This window comes from Streptococcus sp. DFI.7.26 (assembly GCF_022240605.1).
Classification (GTDB): Bacteria; Bacillota; Bacilli; order Lactobacillales; family Streptococcaceae; genus Streptococcus; species Streptococcus xiaochunlingii.
Genome location: NZ_JAKOGN010000014.1, coordinates 19,367 through 38,772, shown reverse-complemented (window position 1 = coordinate 38,772; position 19,406 = coordinate 19,367). Strand labels below are relative to the sequence as shown.

Here is a 19,406-nt window from a genome sequence, read left to right as displayed (position 1 = left end):
GGTGGGACGACGAAATCGAATTCTAACGAATTACCGATTTCTGTCCCACTCTCTTGTATTTAATCAACCTTTTCTACCTTATGCAATTGGCCGTGTTTTAATTCATAAATGGTATCCACATAGGTCAGGATGGAGCGGTCATGGGTGACCATGATGGCGCTCTTGTTTTTGGATTTGACTTCTTTTTGGATCAATTGGGCGATTTCTTGCCCTCGATCTGGGTCTAGGCTAGCGGTTGGTTCATCGGCTAAGATGACCTGTGGATTTCCGATGAAGGCGCGAGCGATGGCTGCCCGTTGTTTTTGTCCACCGGACATCTGATTCGGATACTGGTGGTAACAAGCTTCGATGCCAAGATCTGCCAGTAAGGCTTTGACTTCCTCTTGGCGTTTTTTCTTGTCCTTTTCCCCTTTTAATTTGGCCACCAGTTCTAATTGGTCACCGATTTTCATATAGGAGAGGAGCTGGTGATCTTGAAAGATAAAGCCGAGTAATTCCAGCCGTTTTTGTGTCCACTGGCCTTGGTTGAGACCGGTCAAGTCTTGGCCAGCGATGCGAATCCGCCCCTCATCCGCTGACAAAAGCAAGCCAGCAATGGCCAAAAGAGTGGACTTACCAGATCCTGAAGGGCCCAAGATGGCGACGAATTCGTTGGGTTCGACGCTTAAATTAAGCTGGTTGAGGACATGGTGCATCTGGCTACCATCGGCGTAGGATTTTCTGATATTTTCTAATTCGATAATGGCCATCTTATTCTCCATTTCCACCAATGACTTCGATTGGATCTACTTTTTTGATTTTGACAAGGGACAAGGCACCACACAAGATAGAGGTCAGGATAAAGCTAACCGAGATGGTGAGATTGTCCTTCAGGGTCATAAAGGAAGGGACGCTATTGGGTAAAAATGGCGCCATCATAGTTGCCAAGCCAAGCCCCAGCAGTACTCCGATGAGGGAGATGATGGTGAGCTGGGATAGTTGGACATAGGTAATCTGGCTCATGGACATGCCAATGGCCTTCAAGACGCCGAACTGTTTCAACTTCTGCAGGGTGAGGATATAGAAGAAGACCCCAAGGATAGCAGAAGAAGCGAGTAAGAGAACCCAAGTGATCATCCTTAGCGTCAGGTTTTGAGCCTTGTAGCCAGGGATTTTATCAATCACCTGCTTCTTATCCGCCACCATTAAGTTGCTGGTTAGATCGTTAGAAGTGATACTTTTCTTGGTCACAAGGGTTTGGGCTTGCCATTGATAGCTTGGATCTGTCTTTTGTCGCATGCCTGTGTAGGTCTCCGAGCTGATAAAACCAATCTCGCTATAGCCGTATTTGGCATTTTTTGCGAAGGCCACGACCTTGAGTTTTTGCTTAGAGGTTTTATCGATCACGTGATCGCCGACTTGGATTCCCTCATCCTCTTTGAAAGAACTGTCCAAAATGACCTCGTTTTTCTTTAAGTCGGAGATCTTGAGGTCTGTATCTTCTATGATTGGATTGAGGATTTCCTCTTCATTGTGATCGGTCGCGAAGTAGGTGATATCCAGAGTGTTGGAATCCTCTGTTTTTGAGACGGTTGCTCGCTGGATGGACAAGCCCGAATAGTCCATCTCCTCTATCTTTTGGACCTCATCTACATCTTTCGCCGTAATGGTTGAAAAGGGGATAATCCCTTCTGAATCCGTCGAAAGGATGTAGTGCAGCGACCCATAGTTATCGATTTGGGCTGATACCGACCGGCCCAGTCCATTTGTCAGTCCGGACAAAAACACCACCATAAACATGAGGATGGTAATGAGGAGTTCAATCAGGATAAACTTCTTAGGTTGGTATTTGATTTCATTCCATGCGATTTTCATATTCGTTCTCCTTTTGGCACGGAGGTGCTCAAGTAGCTTGGCACCTAAACATATTATACCATCATACCACAAGTGGGAGGATAATAGGAGGCTGATATTTGGTAGAGTGTTTCAAAAACATTATTCTTATTATCTTTCCTTTAGATACTTAAATGCCTATGAGACTGTTATTCTTCTTGTTAAGTAGACTCTGATACATATGGAATGTGGTATACTAGAGGCAGGGTGAAACGTGAATAGGAAATTAAATCGGAGGAAAACATGCTAGAAAACTTTGTAAAAGTGGCAGATATGCCCCAAGAAGTAATTGAAAAATACAAGGACCAAGTCCCTGCTGAGCTGATTCAAATTTGGAAAGAGGATGGCCTAGGAACATTCTTAGATGGTTATCTAAAAGTCATCAATCCAGACGATTATCTAGAGCTTCTCCAAGATAGTTATTTCAGAGGAGATATCGCTTTTCCTATGTTCGTAACAGCATTTGGAGATGTTATTACTTGGGAGGAGAACGCCTATGTATTGATTGTCCAATATAATATTCAGGATTGTAACATTATAATTAAGCGTCTGTCACATTTTTTGAATTTTTTGGATGATGAATATGTTTTAAGATATTTCGATATTCCACTCTACAAAAAAGCTGTTGCCAAACATGGTGAATTGGCCTACGATGAATGTTTCGGTTTTGTTCCTTTGCTAGCTTTGGGAGGCTTTAAAGATGTAGATCACATGGAGAAAGTAAAAACCTTGGAGCACATCTACCTTATGTACCAACTTACAGGCGGAGTGTTTGACGATTGATAAAAAAGAACCACCCTCGCGGTGGTTTTTTCGATGAAAACGATATGTTGGATAAATAGCGAGTCTTTGGATGAGACTCACTTATTTTGTGAATATAAATTATTTGGTGCAAAATTTGGTACAAAAAACAAAATGACAAGCAAAAAAAGCCTTAAAATCAAGGCTTTTTCCTGTTGATTTAGATGCCCCCTGCAGGGCTCGAACCTGCGACCCATAGATTAAGAGTCTACTGCTCTACCAACTGAGCTAAGGAGGCAAAAAAAAGCTGTATTGGTGCCGAAACTTCACGGTTTGTATTGAACCCGCGCAATTAAGCAGGTGGGCAACTTGCTCTAACTGAAGCTGCTTCCGCGTGATACGGCCTGCATGCTGTTAGAAGTCCTTTGTTTCCCTAATAATACAAAAAATAGTCGGTCAACACTTAAGTGTGAAGTCGTACACCACAGCGTTTCTATATGTATATGATACCATATTTCAAAAAAATTTCAAGGGAAAATCTCAATTTTTTGGAACCGATATCACCTTTTCTTGAGTTGATCAATCTTCTCTTTTGTCGTCCCTAGGGCTCGCTCGTATTTGCCATTTTCATTAGGAGTGAAATAGGAGGTACCCTTAATCTTGTCTGGCAGGTAGTCCTGTTGGACCCAATTACCAGGATAATTGTGGGGGTATTTGTAGTCTTGAGCATTCCCCAAGGTCTTGCTTCCGGCATGGTGGCCATCCCGTAAATGGCGGGGGATAGGAAGGTTGCCTGACTTACGGAGGTCAGACAAAGCCTTGTCCATGGCGACGTAGGCCGAGTTGGACTTAGGTGAAAGGGCTAGGTCGATGACGATGTTGGCGATGAGGATGCGGGCTTCGGGGAAGCCGATGCGCTCCGCTGCCTGAAGGGCTGTTACCGTATGGATCTGCGCATCTGGATTAGCCAGACCGATATCTTCGTAGGCAATGACTGTCAAGCGACGAGCTAAGCTGGGCAGATCTCCAGCTTCGATCAAACGAGCGGCATAGTGGAGACTAGCATCGACATCGGATCCGCGGATGGATTTTTGAAGAGCAGAGAGGACGTCGTAGTGGCCGTCTCCATCTTTGTCCATGGTGATGTAGCTGCGCTGGAGGCTGTTTTCCATGATCTCGAGACTGATGTGACGAACGCCATCCTCCCCTTCCTTGGTAGAGAGGACGGCTAAATCGAGAGAGTTATAGGCAGAACGCAGGTCCCCATTGGTCGAAGTGGCGATGAAATCCAAGGCCTCCTCGTCGAGGGTAACAGGAAAGTCAAAGCCCCGCTCAGAGTCCCCCAGCGCCAACTGGATAGCCTCTTTGACCTGCTCATTGGTCAAGGGTTCCAACTCAAAAATCTGTACCCGACTGCGAATGGCAGGCGTCACGGAGAAGAAAGGATTTTCGGTCGTAGCGCCGATCATGATGACCAGACCGCTTTCGAGCAAAGGCAGGAGAAAATCTTGCTTGGTTTTATCGAGGCGATGGATCTCATCCAAAAGCAGGACCAAGCCACCTGAAAACTTAGCTTCCTCTGCGATCTCTTGCAGGCGTTTTTTGCTGTCGACGGTTGCATTGAAGGTCCGAAAGGCATACTTAGTCGTGCCCGCGATGGCAGAAGCAATACTGGTCTTGCCAATCCCTGGTGGGCCAAAGAGAATCATGGACGAGAGACGATTGGCCTCCACCATGCGGCGGATGATTTTCCCTGAACCGACCAGGTGTTCTTGTCCGATGACCTGATCAATGGTTTTGGGGCGCATGCGCAGGGCGAGATTGTCCGGCATGAGGGTCTCCTTTCTAGCTTTGTCTCCTTTAAAAGAGGCAGTTTTTATGGTAAGATTGTAGTAACTATTGTATCATATTCCGCTCTAAGAGTGGGAAATTAGAAAGAGGACACGATGTCTAAATATGGATTTTTGGATGTTTTAGAAGAGGAAATGGAAAAGGTCTTTCCCTTTGACTTTGAGATCAATTGGGATAAGAAGAATCATGCGGTAGAAGTGGCTTTTCTCTTAGAAGTGCAAAACACAGGAGGAGTTGCCTTGGTCGATGAGTCGGGGGAAGAGTCTGACGAGGATATCTTCTTTGAAGAAGCCGTTATTTTCTACAATCCAGCCAAGTCGCATGTGGAAGAAGATGCCTATTTAACGGCGATTCCTTATGAGCCGAAAAAAGGCTTGTCTCGGGAGTTTCTAGCTTATTTTGCGGCCTTCCTAAAGGATACAGCCGAGCTGGCCTTGGATGACCTCATGGATTTCTTAGCAGACGAAGAAGCAGAGAGCTTTGAGATCGTCTGGAACCAAGAAGTTTTTGAAGAAGGAAAGGTTGGTCTAGAAGAAAGCACCATTTACCCTTATCCGAGGTATTAGGAGTTGGTTGGAGATTTTATGAAGAAAATTGGGACTTATTTGGTTTATGTGCTAGCTTTTGCCCTTATTATGCTAGCTTTTGCTTGTGGAACCATCGCATTTGCAGAGTTGGGGTATTCAGCAGTTTTAGCATTCACTTTTGGTTATTCCTTCGCTCTTTTAAGCATGTATTTAATCTTTATTCTTCATGAGTTGGGTCATGCTTTTTGCGGCTACTTGACAGGCTATCGGCTGGTGACTTTTGGATTAGGACATTTTCTTTTGACCAAAAAGTCAGACAGATTTCATCTTAGTCGAACAGCAGTTTTGAAAAATGTTGGTGCTCAGTATAATGGATTGAAAGAAGATGAAAGCGATCAAAGAATCATCCTGATGCTTTCAGGAGGCTTACTTGCTCATCTTAGCTTGATGTTATTGGCGGTATTGTTTGGATTTTTGACAAGAAGCTGGTATTTTGCTGGTACTTGGATTTTTCTTAATTTGTCTTTCTTTCTAAACAATGTTTTGCCAGTCGGTATCACCGATGGAACAAAAATAGTAGAAATGATGTGGCATCCTGAGAATGTGACTTATGCTTATGTGATGTTGAGGCATTCTGCTCAAACTTTGCTTGCTCCTCAAGAATATGATTTGAAAGATTTTGTTCAACCAGTTCCTGAGGATGCAAAAGGGAGCTTTGTTGGTAGTGTATCAGCACTACAGGGATTAGTTTTTATCATGGAGGGTAAGCTTGAGTCAGCTAAAAAGCACTTGCAAACTTTACTTGAAAATACAGATAACTCAATGATTAGAACAATTTCTCAGTTATACCTTCTTCAAATTGCCTTGCTAGAAGGAGATCATGCGAGAGCGGAAGAATATGCAAGCATTCGAGGAGTCAAATCCTTTTTATCTCTAAAAACAGCAGATATGCAGGTCATTCAAGCTTGGTATCAATTTAAGGTAAAGAAAGATATGGAGCAAACTCACAAGGCTATGAAGATTGCTAGACAGAAAATGAATAGCAGCCGGATGTTACGGGATGAGAAAGCCTATTACCAGCAGTGGTTAGATGAGTTGGAACAAGCCATACAGGAAGAAGAGACTCAGGTGAGCTGAGAAATAGGAAAGGGAGCTGTCCGATGCTTCAGAAATTTAAGCGGTTATTTAGTAAAAAATCCCAAAAATCTCAAGAACGTGAGTCGATCCTTCCCCGCAATCGCTTTGCGGATTTAGATTTTGAGCGAGTATTGAAGTCAGGAACTCGTTGTTGTGTTGATGAAGATGGGCACTATGTTGAGGATGGTAAAATCACATTATTTGAATTTTCTATAGACTTTGCAGAATTTGAGTTCATAGGTGATTTCAAAATTGAGGAGGAAGATCAGTTTAAGCAACTATTAGCTCGTTTGAATAGTTTTGACAATGCCATTCAGTCACATTTGGAAAGCGAGTTGAAACAACCTATCCCTCAGTTTGCCAAGAATCTCGGCTATACTCAGAAGAGGTGGGAGAAAACCTTTTACTTCCATCCTTGGATATTAAGTTTTGAGGAAAACCCGCCTAATCTTCGCTATGTTGCCGATTATGTCAATGATGAGTTTACGGTTTATTTTGCTAAAAAACATGGTAGATGGCGGGCGTACTGGGATGCAGAGTGCCAAAAGGTGATTGAAGAAAGCTAGCTCGTATTTTCATAGAGCGTAGTTGTTATGTTAGAAAAGAGCCATTATCATGGAATTATTGGATAGCAGAATAGATTTTACGGGTTGTAAGATTGCCTTGATTTGTGGAGATAAGGTCTTGACTATCTTACGTGATGACAAGGCCGATATCCCTTGTTCCAACATGTGGGAGTTGCCAGGTGGTGGAAAGAGTGTCAGGGAAAATCTGATATAGTTTTGCATTACAAGAATATCCTTTTAAGGTTATTCTTTTTTTTGTCCCAAAATAATTGATTTTGTCCCGAAAATATAGTATTATTTGTGTAAGGAGGAATGAATCATGAAAAAATCAGATGTTCTTGATTTAATAAAGTATCATTATGAGGGCAGAGAGACAGAATTTAGAAATCAATCCATAGCAATTGCTCGGAACTTCAATAAACATGGTGATACACAATTAGCACAATATATTATGGGGTTAATGTCTCAAAGTGATAGATTCATGCCACAAATAGAAAATTCTAGTGAGTATTTGACTCCTGCTAAACTAGATATTGGTCCTCTCCCATTGCCTCTTTCAATTATGAATGATTTAAAAGGAATAATAAACGCTGTCAATCATCATATTGGAATAAATAAATTTTTATTTGTGGGATCACCAGGTACTGGAAAAACTGAAAGTGTAAAGCAGGTGGCTAGACTTATTGGCAAGGAATTACTTGTAGTAGATTTCAGTCACTTAGTAGATAGTAAGCTGGGGCAAACAGTCAAAAACTTAGCAACTCTTTTTAATGAAATCAATAATCTTCCTTTCAAGCAAAATTATATCATCCTATTTGATGAAATTGATTCCATAGTACTGGATAGGGTTAATCAGAATGATTTAAGAGAAATGGGACGAGTGACTTCTGCCTTTTTAAAGGAGTTGGATAGGCTATCACCAGAAATTGTATTAATTGCAACAACAAATCTTTTTGAAAATCTTGATAAAGCGGTTACTAGAAGATTTGATGCCGTAATTGATTTTGATCGTTATTCGGATGATGATAAGGTAGAGGTTGCAACAGTTATTTTGACTGAATTATTGAAACAATTTAAAAACGTAGCAAGAGATTTGAAATTATTTAAAAAAATTATTTATAGTTCTAATACAATTCCAAATCCAGGTGATTTAAGGAATATAATACGAACATCATTGGCATTCAGTGATCCAAAAGATCCGCACGATTACCAAAAACGTCTCTTAAGAAGTTTGCATAATGGAAAAAATTTATCTATTTCTAAATTATCAAAATTAGGTTTTACAGTTCGAGAAATTGAAATTTTAACAGGTGTTTCTAAAAGTAGTGTATCACGAGAATTGAGCGAGGGTTGACATGAATACATTATTGACATTACGTGGAAAAAGTTTCACACAAAAATCAAGAAATAATGGTATGGGACCAATGACGATACCCAAAAAAGCAATAATTACATTGGAACATTTGAAGTATCTTCATTCTTCATTAGAAGAAACGAAAACATATTGGGAGAAAAATAATATTATCGATGGTATTTTGATCAGTATTTACTATAATCGAATTGTTGCCAAAAGTAACCGTATTAATGGCTATTTCAATGTAGGAGGAGGGAATCCATTCCCCAATGATACCATTGTGGGGGCAAAATTCAATGATGAGAAGACAAAACATATTGTTACTCATTATATTTCTAGAGATGCTCTTAATAAAACAATCACCATTTTAAGTAAGATAATTGAAGTTTTTGAGGAACATTTTGATAGAGAGATAACATGTGAGATGTTCTCTGATTCATCAACGTTTGCTTCTATAAATTTTTCGGAGTATGGTATTTCAAAAAGCAAATTTCAACAGTATTTGAGAGATTCTTGCTTTATTGAGAAATTTGGGGTTGAGTACACTACAGTTTCTGATATTCGAAATTCTATCGTGACATTTTATGATGTCCATACAGATATTATTAGATTACTGAATAAATTAAATATTGATATTTCAGAAGCTAATATCATGAATCAGACCACGGTCTTGCTTGATGAAAAAAATATTGAATTGTTATTATCAAAAGCTCCCTATCTTGTCTCCATGATTGTGGAAGATTTTTCTAAGTTATCTGTAGATGATTTTTCTTTAGATAATAACGGTTTTAAAATAAATCTTACATCTCCAATGAACGAACCAGTTGTTGGCGTTATTGATACCTTATTTGACAAAAGAGTTTACTTTAATGAGTGGGTGGAATATCATGATTTAATCTCACCTGATATTAGCAAAGATAGCCAAGATTACAAGCATGGGACAGCTGTGACTTCTTTAATCGTTGATGGAGCCAATTTGAACCCTAATCTGGATGATGGTTGTGGAAATTTTAGAGTGAGGCATTTTGGTGTGTCACTACAAAGTGGATTTAATTCATTTACAATCATAAAACAGATAAAAGAGATTGTCTCTCAGAATTCTGATATTAAGGTTTGGAATCTTTCTTTAGGATCCAATGATGAAGTCAGAGAAAACTTTATTTCTGTTGAAGGAGCATTGCTAGATGAGATTCAATTTGAGAATGATGTGATTTTTATCATAGCTGGTACAAATATGTCCGTATCAGATGGAAAACGAAAAAAAATAGGAGCTCCAGCAGATTCTCTTAATTCTGTAATCGTAAACTCTGTTGATTTTAACAATCAAGTAGTTTCATATGCACGAGAAGGCGTTGTTTTATCATTCTTTGTTAAGCCAGATATTTCATATTATGGTGGAGGAAATGGTGATTTTATAAATGTTTGTGAACCTTTAGGATTAGCTCGCGTGGCTGGAACAAGCTTTGCAGCACCTTTTATTGCAAGGAAAATGGCCTATCTCATTCATATTATGGGACTTAGTCGAGAAGAAGCAAAGGCTCTGCTAATTGATGCAGCAATACCTTGGAATGATAAGAAAACATTCAGCGATTTATCTTTGATAGGAAATGGTATTGTCCCAATAAAAATTGACGATATTTTATCCACTCCTGATGATGAAATCAAATTTATCGTATCGGATATTTCCAAGGCTTATGATACCTATAATTATGATTTTCCAGTACCGATTTCAAATGAAAATTATCCTTACGTTGCCAGGGCTACCATGTGCTATTTTCCAAAGTGTTCTAGAAACCAAGGGGTTGATTATACAAATACAGAGATGCAACTTAGCTTTGGAAGATTAAAACAAAATGGTATTGAACCAATTAATAAAGATAATCAACATGCAGAAGATGCTCCGGGATATGTGAAAGAAAATACTGCTCGAAATATATTTAGAAAATGGGATAATGTCAAGCATGTTGGAGAATCGTTTACGTCTCGAAAGAGAGTCAAAGCAATTTTAAATCCATCTAATCCTCAGTGGGGAATGAGTATTAAAACAATCGAACGGTTGAAAAGCAGTGATGGACAGGGAGTGCGTTTTGGTGTAGTAGTTACATTAAAAGAATTAAATGGGGTTAATCGTATTGAAGATTTTATTCAGCAAGCTGAATTACGAGGTTGGCTAGTTAATAGATTACAAGTTGAAGCTCAAGTAGATCTCTTTAATAGTTTAAATGAAGAAATTGAATTTGAATAGTGGATATAGTATCATTATCCGAAATATCAGGGGTACAAGAGGGCTAAGATATGAAGATTACATATGTTGTTGGAAATGGCTTAGATTTACAATATGGTTTAAAAACAAAATATAAGGATTTCTATGACTTTCAATATAAAGTTTACATAGAAAGGAAAGAGAAGGAAGAATATTCAAATTTAATTTATGAATCATTATTTTCTGACAAAATAAATGAGTATGAAAATTGGTCAGATTTTGAGATGTCAATTGGTAAATTAACAAAAGATAACGACCTCGTTTCCTCAAGTATAGAAATGAAGGAGAAATTTATAGACGATTTTAGTGAAGTAGTTGACGATTTAAGAGAATATATACGATTACAACAAGAACAAAATATCGAGGAAGGTATTGTAATTGACTTTGTAAGTACTTTAAATGATATGAAAAATTCTCTCCCTGTAATCAATCAATCTACTATCGATAAAAAATATAAAGAAAATCTATATCAACACGACATCGTAAATATATTAACCCTTAATTACACAAATGTGTTCGATAGATTGTATGATAGATCGGAAAAAACATTTGAAAACAAATTAAGAAACAATAGTTATAATTTTGATATTAAATCTCCAATCCATGTACATGGAACAGTAGATATTTGCACGGTTTTAGGAGTCAGCGATGATACTCAAATTTCAAATAGTTTTGATGAAGAACAAAAAGAATCCTTAATAAAAAATTTAGTTTTGAAGAGCTATAGAGAAAATATGGATGTAAAAAATAGTGATATTATAAAAAACTCTGACATCATTATTCTCTATGGGGTTTCTTTGGGAGAAACTGATAGGTATATCTGGAGTCAGATCGCTGAACGATCAATCAGCGGTTCTGTTCCTGTCATAATTTACAATTATGTACCTCATTTTGATCCAGGGAATCCCACTAGAGTGAAGCGTTTATATAAAATGGCTGAAGACAAATTTATACGAAATAGTGGTATAGACTTAGAGTCGGAGGAAAAATTAAGAGATAACCTTATTGTCGTTATTGGTAAAACTATTTTTGATCTAAAAGAGAGGTAATTTTAAAATATAAAATGGAAACATGGCAAGAGTTAAAAGTTACAGTGAAGCGTGAGGGAGAGGAGTTGGTCTCTAATCTCCTGATCGAGTTAGGTGCCCAAGGGGTCGCAATCGAAGACAGCATGGACTATGTGGGAAATGTCGATCGATTCGGTGAGATTTTCCCAGAGGTCGAGCAACAGGAAGAAATCGTAGTGACAGCCTACTACCCGGAAACGGTCGATGTAGCAGCGGTTGAAGCGGATTTGCAGGCGCGTCTCGCTGAATTGACAGATTTTATGGATCTGGGCGAAGTCAAGATTGGCACGACTGCCTTGGCTGAGGAAGACTGGGCAGATAATTGGAAGAAATACTATGAACCAGCTCGTATCACCCATGACCTAACCATCGTACCGTCATGGACAGGCTATGAGGCGACTGCTGGCGAGAAGATTATCAAGCTGGATCCAGGGATGGCATTTGGGACAGGAACTCACCCAACAACCAAGATGAGTCTCTTTGCCTTGGAGCAGGTTCTTCGCGGTGGCGAAACGGTGCTAGATGTGGGAACTGGTTCAGGTGTCCTCTCCATTGCTAGCTCGCTACTTGGTGCCAAGGAAATCTTCGCCTATGACTTGGATGACGTAGCGGTTCGTGTAGCTCAGGAAAATATTGAGCTCAATCCTGGTATGGAAAACATCCATGTAGCCCCAGGAGATTTGCTTAAAGGCGTGGAAATCGAGGCAGACGTCATCGTAGCTAATATTTTGGCGGATATCCTTATTCACCTGACGGATGATGCTTATCGTTTGGTCAAGGACGAAGGCTATCTCATCATGAGCGGGATTATCAAGGACAAGTGGGACATGGTGCGTGAGTCGGCTGAGTCAGCTGGATTTTTCCTTGAAACCCACATGATCCAAGGGGAATGGAATGCCTGCGTCTTCAAGAAGACCAAGGATGTCTCCGGTGTGATTGGAGGCTAGCATGCAGCAGTATTTTGTCAAGGGGAGTGCAATCTCTCCTGTCACCATTGAGGATAAGGAAACTAGCAAGCACATGTTTCAGGTCATGCGTTTGAAAGAAGAGGACGAGGTAACCTTAGTTTTTGATGATGGTATTAAGCGCTTGGCACGCGTGGTCAATGTAGAGGCGCGTCAATTGGAGCTAATCGAAGAATTGGCTGACAACGTGGAACTGCCGATTCAAGTGACCATTGCATCAGGCTTTCCCAAGGGAGACAAACTGGAATTCATCACTCAGAAAGTAACCGAACTCGGTGCTAGCCAAATCTGGGCCTTTCCTGCAGACTGGTCCGTTGCCAAATGGGATGGTAAAAAATTGGGCAAGAAGGTCGAAAAACTAGAAAAAATTACCCTTGGAGCAGCCGAGCAAAGCAAGCGGAATTTGGTCCCGAGCATTACTCTTTTTGAGAAAAAGGCAGACTTTCTAGCTCAGTTCGACCAGTTTGACCGCATCGTGGTAGCCTATGAAGAGTCGGCCAAAGAAGGTGAGGCAGCCGCTCTGATTCAATCGCTGACAGGATTAGAAGTTGGAAGTAAACTGCTCTTTATCTTTGGACCAGAAGGTGGTCTTTCACCTGCAGAAATTGAAAGTTTTGAAGCTAAAGGAGTAGTCCTTGCAGGACTTGGACCTCGTATTCTTCGAGCAGAAACAGCCCCACTCTACGCTCTTAGCGCAGTGAGTGTTGTCACAGAATTAATGAAAAACGCGTGAAGGTGATCTTCACGCGTTATTTTTTAGAGTAGGAAAGAATTAGTTTTCTTCTTTCTTACGAGATGGGAGAAGGAAGCCAAGACCGGTCATCACCAATCCAACAAGGGCTAAGATGGAAGCACGCTCTCCTGTTTCAGGCAAGATTTTTTCGCTGATAGAAGAAGCAACCACTGGTTTCGCAGTTTCTTGGCGAGCTTCTGCAGGGCGAGTTCCTTCTGGATTTGGTGCAGGAAGGGTAATGGTTTGTTGGCTATGAGACAGGGTGATAGTTTCATCTTGTGCCGGTTTTTGATGGTTCGGTACAAAGATAAATGAAGGGTTTCCTGTTTCTGGTCTTGTTGGTTCTTTTGGTTTTGTTTCAGGTTCTACTTTTGGTTCCACATAAACAAAGCGGAATTCTCCAAATCCTTCTTGTTTAGATGGTTCAAGGTAGACAACATCTCCGTCTTTACCAATCAGATCCTTGGCTTTATCAGCAGTCAAGAAGCGAACGTCTGCATCCTTGATACTGCTTGTAAAGTGCCAGTTGCCATCTGCACTTGGGTTGATGTTCTTTTCTTCCAAGATATAGTTGATGATAGCTTGGCGGTTTTCCAATCCAAGGAGTTGATTCAAGCTAGCATCGCGAACGCCTGGGAATTTTCCGTTTGCCCGGTAGTTGTTGGTCACAACGATAAATTCTTGATCTGCAGTGACTTCCTTACCTTGGTATTTCAAGTTGCGCACACGGCTAGCGTCTGGGTTAACTGTTTTTCCTTCGCGGTCGTATTTATTTGGCTGGGTCACGTCGAACTCATAGGTCACCCCGTCAATGACGTCAAAGTTGTAGGTCCGGTAGTTAGGGTTGACAAGCTGTTGAGGCTCTTTACTGGTTGGGTCGATCGTGTTGAATTGTCCAGCGGACATTTCCAACCATTCCTTGAGTTGCGCACCAGTCACCTTGAGGATGGCAGTGACATTATCATAGAGATAAAGGTCAGCGACGTTCTTGATGGCGATTGGGCCAGCAGGGATATCTGTGTAGGCAGTAGCATCCCCACGGGTACCTGCCTTAAATGGTGCTGCAGCAGAGAGGATCGGAAGGTTAGCTTCAGGAGTTCCTGCCAACTCTTTCTTAGCATACCAGATTTGTGCGTTGTTCACGATTTGGACAGATGGATCGTCTTTCACAAGGGCAAAGTAGCTCGTGATTGGAGCAGAAGTGGTTCCGACTTGTTGGCGGACATATTTGACCGTACCTTCGTGCGCTTCTTTCGCAATCGCTGTAATGCGCTCATCGGCTACTTTTGACTTGGTGTCAATCTTGCGGATGGCAGCCTTGCTTCCAACAACAGACCATTTGCCATCGGTATAGCGCAGGTTGAGATCGATCACCCCGAGGTGGTCGCCGTATTTTCCAGCCATGGTAACGGGTGTTCCGTTGATTTTACCGTTTACCCCGTCGACACCAGCATATTTTTCGTAGAAGCCAGTTCCATTTCCACTTGGGAATTCTGCGTGTGAGTGACCTGTTACGACAGCGTCAACACCTGGGAGGCTAGCGATTTGGTAGCCTTCGTTTTCTTCACCTTTTTCGTACTTGTCGTCTCCGATACCAGAGTGAGAAAGGACGAGGACGACGTCAGCTCCGGCTTTGCGCATTTGTGGAATGATAGCTTGGATGGCTTCAACGGAGTCATTGACTTTGACCTTGCCTTCGAGATTAGCCTTGTCCCAGCTGAGGATCTGTGGAGGGACGATGCCTGTTACCCCGATATTGACATCGACTGGACGACCGTTTTTGTCGGTATAGGTCTTTTTGATGATTTTATATGGATCGTAGACAAAAGCGCCAGTATTTGCATCCACGACGTTGGCATTGACGATCGGCATACCAGCGGTTGCGATAACCTTTTTAAGGTAGTCTAGTCCGTAGTTGAATTCGTGGTTTCCAAGCGTTCCTGCATCAAAGCCTAATTTTTGAAGAGCTGTGTACATAGGGTGTTGCTCGCCGTCTTTGATGGGATTGACGATGGCCTTGTAGGTACCGAGAGGAGTTCCTTGGATAGTATCTCCGTTATCAACGAGGAGGACGTTGCTGTTTTCTTTTTTTGCATCTTCGATCAAGACAGCTGTTTTTGCCAGACCAACGTTTTGCGCCGGTTTGTCTTGGTAATAGTCATAGTTGACCAAGTTGGTATGAAGGTCCGTTGTTGCTAGGATGCGGACATCGACTTCTTGCCCCTCAACTGGAGTGGTCGCTTTTGCGTCACTGGCGCTATTTTGAGGTGCTGCTGGAGTCGCTTCATCTGCTGTAGCAGCGGCTTCTCCACTAGCTGTCGGATTGCTATTGCTAGCTGTAGCTTCTGAGCTAGTCGCGGGAGACGCAGGAGTTGCGGCCTCTGTGACAGCAGTTGCTGACGAATCAGTCGAGTTTGAGCTTGTCGCTTCATCTGCCTGGGCAGTAGTCGTTGCCAAGAAAGCAGCAGCAAGGCTGAATAGGGCAGCCTGTTTACGGAATGATGACATGGTTGTCCTCCTAAATAAAATGATATCTTTCTATTATATCCTATTTTGTTCAGAATATATTCGATTTCTTATTTTTTATATATTACAAATTAATGAATTTTTTATAAAAAATGGAGTATTTGTATAAAAAGGGATCCTACGTTCGGGATTTCTGGCTGATAGTGCTGGAAAGCTCCTCAAATAGCATGAAAGTCAATCGGACTAGTTTTCATATACGGCTAAAAGTGATAGAATAGAAGGCAAGAAAGTGGAGAAAACTAGATGCCGAAAGAAGAACCTTTAACAGGGGGCCAGGTTATTGCCCTTACCAAAAAATACTTGTCGGGAGAGGATGTTGCATTTGTAGAAAAAGCTCTCCTTTATGCGGTCGACTGCCATAGCGGGCAATTCCGTAAATCAGGTGAACCCTATATCATCCACCCTATTCAAGTTGCCGGCATTTTGGCAAAATTGAAGTTGGATGCTGTGACGGTTGCCTGTGGTTTTTTGCACGACGTTGTCGAGGATACAGACGCGACCCTAGATGATCTAGAACGCGAATTTGGACACGATGTCCGAGTAATTGTTGATGGAGTGACCAAGCTCGGGAAGGTCAAATACAAGTCCCATGAAGAGCAGCTGGCAGAGAACCACCGCAAGATGCTCATGGCCATGTCTCAAGACATCCGTGTCATTTTGGTCAAGCTAGCAGACCGTTTGCACAACATGCGGACTTTGAAGCATTTGCGTAAGGACAAGCAAGAGCGGATTTCTCAAGAAACCATGGAAATCTATGCACCACTAGCCCATCGTCTCGGGATTTCTAGTGTCAAGTGGGAATTGGAAGATCTATCCTTCCGTTATCTGAACGAGGTAGAGTTCTACAAGATTTCCCATATGATGAAGGAGAAGCGTCGCGAGCGGGAAGCCTTGGTAGAAGAAGTCGTTCAAAAGATCGAGTCCTATGCGGCAGAACGCCACCTCTATGGGAAAATCTATGGTCGTCCTAAGCATATCTACTCCATCTACCGCAAGATGCAGGATAAGAAGAAACGCTTTGATGAAATCTATGATTTGATTGCCATTCGCTGTATCCTGGAATCACCGAGCGATGTCTATGCTATGCTGGGCTATATCCACGAGCTCTGGAAGCCCATGCCAGGCCGTTTCAAGGACTACATCGCCAATCGGAAGGCCAATGGTTACCAGTCCATCCATACCACTGTCTACGGTCCAAAAGGTCCTATCGAGTTCCAGATCCGTACCAAGGAAATGCACGAGGTTGCTGAGTACGGGGTTGCGGCACACTGGGCTTATAAGAAAGGAATCAAGGGCCAAGTCAACAGCAAAGAATCAGCTATTGGGATGAACTGGATCAAGGAGATGATGGAACTCCAAGACCAGGCAGATGATGCCAAGGAATTTGTCGATACGGTCAAAGAAAACTATCTGGCCGAAGAGATTTATGTCTTTACCCCAGATGGAACTGTCCGTTCCCTTCCAAAAGATTCTGGGCCGATCGATTTTGCCTATGAGATCCATACCAAGGTAGGGGAAAAGGCTGTCGGAGCTAAGGTCAATGGCCGGATGGTGCCTCTCAATACCAAGCTACGGACAGGGGATCAGGTGGAGATTATCACCAATGCCAACTCCTTTGGTCCAAGTCGTGACTGGCTCAATATCGTCAAGACTAGCAAGGCCCGCAATAAGATCCGCCAATTCTTTAAGAACCAAGACAAGGAACTCTCGATCAACCGTGGACGAGAGTTGCTCATGGCTCAATTCCATGAGCATGATATGATTGCCAACAAGTTCATGGACAAGAAGCACATGGACAAGGTCTTGCAAAAGACCAGCTACAAGACCGAAGAGGCCCTGTTTGCGGCCATCGGTTTTGGAGAAGTGGGAGCGATTTCTGTCTATAACCGTTTGACGGAAGAAGAGCGCCGCGAAGAGGAAAAAGCCAAGGCGCGTGCGGAAGCCGAAGAGCTGGTCAAGGGTGGCGAAGTCAAGGTTGAAAATAAAAAAGACACCCTCAAGGTCCGCCATGAAGGTGGCGTCGTCATCCAAGGCGCTTCTGGTCTCTTGATCCGGATTGCCAAGTGTTGCAATCCTGTGCCAGGAGATACAATTGTCGGCTACATTACCAAAGGACGTGGGGTTGCCATCCACCGTCAAGACTGTATGAACCTGCGGGCTCAAGACAACTACGAGCAACGTTTGATCGACGTCGAGTGGGAAGACAATAACACGACCAAGGATTACATCGCCCATATCGATATTTACGGCCTCAACCGTGCAGGCCTCCTCAACGATGTCCTCCAAGTCCTCTCCAACACGGCTAAGATGATTTCAACCGTCAATGCCCAACCAACCAAGGATATGAAATTTGCCAATATCCACATTTCCTTCGGGATTCCAAACCTGTCTATGTTGACAACGGTTGTGGATAAGATTAAGAGTGTGCCGGAGGTTTACTCTGTTAAGCGTACCAACGGCTAGTCGGCTGCTCAGTTATCTTTTATTGCTTCGTTAGCTCGCCTCGTCGTACTTAAGTACTGTCTTCGTCTCGCTGCCTTGCCCTAAAAGCACCTGAACAGCCTTTGGTTTTCGGATAGTCTGCCTGCGTCTCACTGCCTTGTCTGATGTCGATTTTCTTTGAAGGTAGCAGTGAATGCTCAATAGATTGTTAAAATAGGATAATAAGATGAAATTAGTAATTCAACGGGTCAAAAGGGCCTCGGTTTCTATTGACGGTCAAGTTTATAGTCAGATTCAAGAAGGACTTCTTCTCTTGGTGGGAGTGGGGCCTGAGGATGACCAGAAGGATTTGGAGTATGCGGTGCGCAAGGTCACCCAAATGCGGATTTTCTCGGATGAAGAAGGGAAGATGAACTTATCTGTCAAGGATATTCAAGGAGAAATCCTCTCGATTTCTCAATTTACCCTCTTTGCCCAGACAAAAAAAGGCAATCGTCCAGCCTTTATCGGGGCAGCCAATCCAGAGATGGCCAGCCAGCTCTACGATGACTTCAATGATTTGTTAGAAAAGGAAGTCCCTGTCAAACGAGGGGTCTTCGCTGCAGATATGGCAATCGAACTCATCAATGATGGCCCAGTGACTATCATCCTCGATACGAAAAATCCATAGAAAGAAAAAAACATGCCCTTGATTAAAGGGCATGTTTTTCTATGTAAAGTTGTTGGGCAATCAGATGATTGATCTGGATGTCCTGGTCTTTGATCTGGAGCTGATAGAGGCCGGTATAATCATCATAGCCTTTGAAGAGAATGACATCTCCAATGGTCAGCTGGATCTGGTCTAAAAAATTCAGCAATTCAAAGCTATCCTGGACTCTTCGCAAACGATAGGTTCCCAGTTCGCTGACATCACTCAAACGGTCCTGGTAAGCCTCGATGAGAAGTTTTCCTTTTGGTGGAATGGTTCCTCCATGGGGGCAGGTCTTGGGAGTGTCTAACATTTGGTCAAGTTTATCGATAAAGCGGTCGGAGACAGTATGCTCGAGCACTTCAGCTTCTTCATGGACTTCTTCGGCCGTATAGCCAAGTTTTTTGAGCAAGAACACTTCGATCAAGCGGTGCTTGCGAAAGAGATCAGAAACCGTTTGGAGGCCGAGCTCGGTGAGCAGATAGCCGTGGGTCTTGTCCTTGATGAGGAGATTCTCCGAGATCATGCGTTTGACCATCTCAGTCACGGCTGGAGGCGAAACCTGCATCCGGGCCGCAATCTCTTTGTTACTAATTTTTTCATGTTGCGTGCCGATTTCATAGATGCACTTGAGGTAATCTTCTTTATTTGGTGTCATAGGGTCCTCTTTTCTT

Annotated in this window: 17 protein-coding genes and 1 tRNA gene; 12 read left to right on the top strand and 6 right to left on the bottom strand. The window is 42.3% G+C overall.

All coding sequences use genetic code 11. The annotated features are described in order from the left end of the window. Positions 1-59: 59 nt before the first annotated feature. On the bottom strand, positions 60-749 hold the full coding sequence (locus L0M85_RS08850; protein ID WP_070675743.1) for an ABC transporter ATP-binding protein: 690 nt from the start codon (positions 747-749) through the stop codon (positions 60-62). 1 nt (position 750) lies between these two features. Further along, positions 751-1,854 carry an ABC transporter permease gene (locus L0M85_RS08845; RefSeq protein WP_049491941.1) on the bottom strand — a complete coding sequence of 368 codons (1,104 nt, stop codon included), beginning with the start codon at positions 1,852-1,854 and terminating at the stop codon, positions 751-753. A 261-nt stretch (positions 1,855-2,115) separates the two neighbouring features. Here L0M85_RS08845 and L0M85_RS08840 point away from each other — a divergent pair, with 261 nt between their 5' ends. Next, a complete protein-coding gene (locus L0M85_RS08840; RefSeq protein ID WP_125335705.1) occupies positions 2,116-2,655 on the top strand; it encodes a T6SS immunity protein Tdi1 domain-containing protein in 540 nt (179 codons plus the stop codon). Between the two features lie 183 nt (positions 2,656-2,838). Here L0M85_RS08840 and L0M85_RS08835 read toward each other — a convergent pair. Together L0M85_RS08835 and L0M85_RS08830 are read right to left on the bottom strand one after the other, a co-directional pair. Continuing rightward, positions 2,839-2,911: transfer RNA gene (locus L0M85_RS08835), tRNA-Lys, on the bottom strand. A 262-nt stretch (positions 2,912-3,173) separates the two neighbouring features. Next, entirely contained in the window at positions 3,174-4,445 is a 1,272-nt protein-coding gene (locus tag L0M85_RS08830; RefSeq protein ID WP_238656885.1) for a replication-associated recombination protein A, read from the bottom strand. Between the two features lie 114 nt (positions 4,446-4,559). Between L0M85_RS08830 and L0M85_RS08825 the strand changes: the two genes are divergently transcribed. The 9 genes from L0M85_RS08825 to L0M85_RS08785 all read left to right on the top strand — a co-directional run bounded on the left by L0M85_RS08825 (position 4,560) and on the right by L0M85_RS08785 (position 13,076). Then, positions 4,560-5,030: a DUF3013 family protein gene (locus L0M85_RS08825; protein ID WP_238656884.1), complete on the top strand. Its 471-nt coding sequence runs from the start codon at positions 4,560-4,562 to the stop codon at positions 5,028-5,030. 18 nt (positions 5,031-5,048) lie between these two features. Further along, the gene (locus tag L0M85_RS08820; protein ID WP_238656883.1) at positions 5,049-6,128 is read left to right on the top strand and encodes a site-2 protease family protein; all 1,080 of its coding nucleotides are present in this window, start codon (positions 5,049-5,051) and stop codon (positions 6,126-6,128) included. Positions 6,129-6,151: 23 nt separating this feature from the next. Then, positions 6,152-6,694 (top strand): hypothetical protein, encoded by a 543-nt coding sequence (locus L0M85_RS08815; protein WP_238656882.1) that lies wholly within the window; start codon positions 6,152-6,154, stop codon positions 6,692-6,694. Positions 6,695-6,743: 49 nt separating this feature from the next. Continuing rightward, on the top strand, positions 6,744-6,908 hold the full coding sequence (locus L0M85_RS08810; protein WP_238656881.1) for a 7,8-dihydro-8-oxoguanine-triphosphatase: 165 nt from the start codon (positions 6,744-6,746) through the stop codon (positions 6,906-6,908). Between the two features lie 105 nt (positions 6,909-7,013). Beyond that, positions 7,014-8,048 (top strand): ATP-binding protein, encoded by a 1,035-nt coding sequence (locus L0M85_RS08805; RefSeq protein WP_238656880.1) that lies wholly within the window; start codon positions 7,014-7,016, stop codon positions 8,046-8,048. 61 nt (positions 8,049-8,109) lie between these two features. After that, positions 8,110-10,293, top strand: coding sequence for a S8 family peptidase (locus tag L0M85_RS08800; protein WP_238656886.1), 2,184 nt, complete (start codon positions 8,110-8,112; stop codon positions 10,291-10,293). 50 nt (positions 10,294-10,343) lie between these two features. After that, positions 10,344-11,360 (top strand): AbiH family protein, encoded by a 1,017-nt coding sequence (locus L0M85_RS08795; RefSeq protein ID WP_238656879.1) that lies wholly within the window; start codon positions 10,344-10,346, stop codon positions 11,358-11,360. A gap of 14 nt (positions 11,361-11,374) precedes the next feature. Beyond that, entirely contained in the window at positions 11,375-12,325 is a 951-nt protein-coding gene (gene prmA, locus L0M85_RS08790) for a 50S ribosomal protein L11 methyltransferase (RefSeq protein WP_238656878.1), read from the top strand. A 1-nt stretch (position 12,326) separates the two neighbouring features. After that, positions 12,327-13,076, top strand: a complete 750-nt coding sequence (locus tag L0M85_RS08785; protein WP_238656877.1) for a 16S rRNA (uracil(1498)-N(3))-methyltransferase — start codon at positions 12,327-12,329, stop codon at positions 13,074-13,076. Positions 13,077-13,115: 39 nt separating this feature from the next. On the opposite strand, the gene L0M85_RS08780 is transcribed toward L0M85_RS08785, so the two are convergent. After that, complete coding sequence (locus L0M85_RS08780; RefSeq protein ID WP_238656876.1) at positions 13,116-15,584, bottom strand: bifunctional 2',3'-cyclic-nucleotide 2'-phosphodiesterase/3'-nucleotidase; 2,469 nt, start codon at positions 15,582-15,584, stop codon at positions 13,116-13,118. Between the two features lie 261 nt (positions 15,585-15,845). On the opposite strand from L0M85_RS08780, the gene L0M85_RS08775 reads away from it, so the two are divergent. Together L0M85_RS08775 and dtd are read left to right on the top strand one after the other, a co-directional pair. Further along, positions 15,846-18,065: a bifunctional (p)ppGpp synthetase/guanosine-3',5'-bis(diphosphate) 3'-pyrophosphohydrolase gene (locus L0M85_RS08775; protein ID WP_238656875.1), complete on the top strand. Its 2,220-nt coding sequence runs from the start codon at positions 15,846-15,848 to the stop codon at positions 18,063-18,065. A 205-nt stretch (positions 18,066-18,270) separates the two neighbouring features. Further along, complete coding sequence (dtd, locus tag L0M85_RS08770) at positions 18,271-18,714, top strand: D-aminoacyl-tRNA deacylase (RefSeq protein WP_048691599.1); 444 nt, start codon at positions 18,271-18,273, stop codon at positions 18,712-18,714. 22 nt (positions 18,715-18,736) lie between these two features. Here dtd and L0M85_RS08765 read toward each other — a convergent pair whose 3' ends face one another. Further along, the gene (locus L0M85_RS08765) at positions 18,737-19,390 is read right to left on the bottom strand and encodes a metal-dependent transcriptional regulator (RefSeq protein ID WP_238656874.1); all 654 of its coding nucleotides are present in this window, start codon (positions 19,388-19,390) and stop codon (positions 18,737-18,739) included. Positions 19,391-19,406: the final 16 nt, after the last annotated feature.